A 1,948-nucleotide genomic window follows, 5' to 3' on the forward strand; every position below is an offset into this window, starting at 1 on the left:
AGATTTTCGGCAAGAATCCACCCGTCACGCCGAATGTATCGAAGAAATCGCTCAATATCTCGGAGTTTTACCGAAACCCTATGGCAAATTAACCGAATCAGAAAAAATCGCCTGGTTAGTGGAGGAATTAAAAACCCGTCGGCCCCTAATTCCCCGGGAAATGCCCTTTTCGGAAAGAACCTGCGAAACCATTGAAACCCTGCGAGTTTTAAGAAGTCTGCAAGGGGAATTTGGTCTGGAAATCTGCCAAACCTACATTATCAGCATGACCAACGAGGCCAGCGATGTGCTAGAAGTGCTGTTATTAGCCCAAGAAGCTGGGTTATACGACCCCGCCACTAGCCGCAGTTCCCTCCGCATCGTTCCCCTCTTTGAAACCGTCGATGACCTCAAACACGCCCCCGGCATCATGCAGACTTTGTTTGAATTGCCCCTCTATCGGGCAACCCTAGCTGGCGGTTACGACCATTTAGCGGCTTTAAACGGGGAGGACGTGACCCCGGAACCGGCCATCTTGGAACCGAGTAATTTACAGGAGATTATGGTGGGTTACTCCGATAGTAACAAGGATTCTGGCTTTTTGAGCAGTAATTGGGAAATTCATAAGGCCCAGAAGGCTTTACAAAAAACCGCTAAACAATACGGCGTGAATCTACGTCTTTTTCATGGCCGGGGCGGTTCCGTCGGTCGGGGTGGTGGACCGGCCTACGCCGCTATCCTCGCCCAACCCCGGGGAACGATTAACGGTCGCATTAAAATCACCGAACAAGGCGAGGTTTTAGCCTCGAAATACTCTTTACCAGAATTGGCCTTGTATAACCTCGAAACGGCCGTAACGGCAGTCATACAGGCAAGTTTACTGGGCAGTGGTTTTGATGATCTCGAACCCTGGAATCGCATCATGGAGGACTTGGCCACCCGTTCACGGCAAACCTATCGCAGTTTGATTTATGAAGAACCGGACTTTTTAGACTTCTTCCTGTCCGTAACTCCCATTCCTGAAATTAGTCTTTTACAGATTAGTTCCCGACCAGCGCGCCGGAAAAGTGGTCAACAGGATTTAAGTACCCTGCGGGCAATTCCCTGGGTATTTAGTTGGACGCAAACCCGTTTTCTTTTACCGGCTTGGTATGGTTTAGGGACAGCTTTACAGATGTTTCTCGATGATTCTCCTAGCAGAAATTTGGAATTGTTACGCCATTTTTATCACAAGTGGCCTTTCTTCCAGATGGTGATTTCTAAGGCAGACATGACTCTATCGAAGGTGGACCTACAGATGGCCTATCACTACGTCAGTGAACTTTCTAAACAGGAAGATCGAGAACGTTTTCAACGTCTGTTTGAAAGGATCAAAGAGGAATATAATCGCACTAGCGAGATTGTTCTCCAGATCACCGGCGAGAAACATTTATTGGATAATGATCCGAATTTACAGCGCTCGGTGCAGTTACGCAACGGTTCGATCGTTCCCCTCGGTTTCCTACAGGTGTCTCTCCTCAAGCGTTTACGTCAATACAACAGTCAAGCTCAATCCGGTGTGATTCATTTCCGCTATTCTAAAGAGGAGTTATTAAGGGGTGCTTTAATGACGATTAATGGTATTGCCGCAGGGATGAGAAATACCGGTTGATTACAGATAATTAATGGTAATTTTCGGGGGGGTTATCTTGAAGGTAATCCACCCTCTTTTTGGGATTTGTCAACTTTTTGTAGAACTTCTACTAAGTTGTTATTTTTCAAGGGAAAATCACCGCTAAAATTGGGCATTACTTCCGATTTTATCCCTCAATCCAAGCTTTGGGGGGGTTCTATTGGCTAATATTAAGTAGCTGGTTATAATTAAATTAAAAATGGATTTTAGGTTCGATCCCCCCTGCCCCCCTTGATAAGGGGGGTGCCGATCCCCCCTTAGTCCCCCCTTTAATCCCCCCTTAATAAGGGGGGCATC

General features: G+C 46.8%; 1 protein-coding gene. It reads left to right on the top strand.

The window, feature by feature from the left end; all coding sequences use genetic code 11:
• A partial coding sequence (locus tag PX636_RS12125; RefSeq protein WP_288117356.1) for a phosphoenolpyruvate carboxylase occupies positions 1–1,630 on the top strand: 1,630 nt, incomplete at its 5' end.
• Between the last annotated feature and the right edge of the window lie 318 nt (positions 1,631–1,948).

The organism is Microcystis sp. M53598_WE2, from assembly GCF_030067735.1.
GTDB classification, from domain to species: domain Bacteria; phylum Cyanobacteriota; class Cyanobacteriia; order Cyanobacteriales; family Microcystaceae; genus Microcystis; species Microcystis aeruginosa.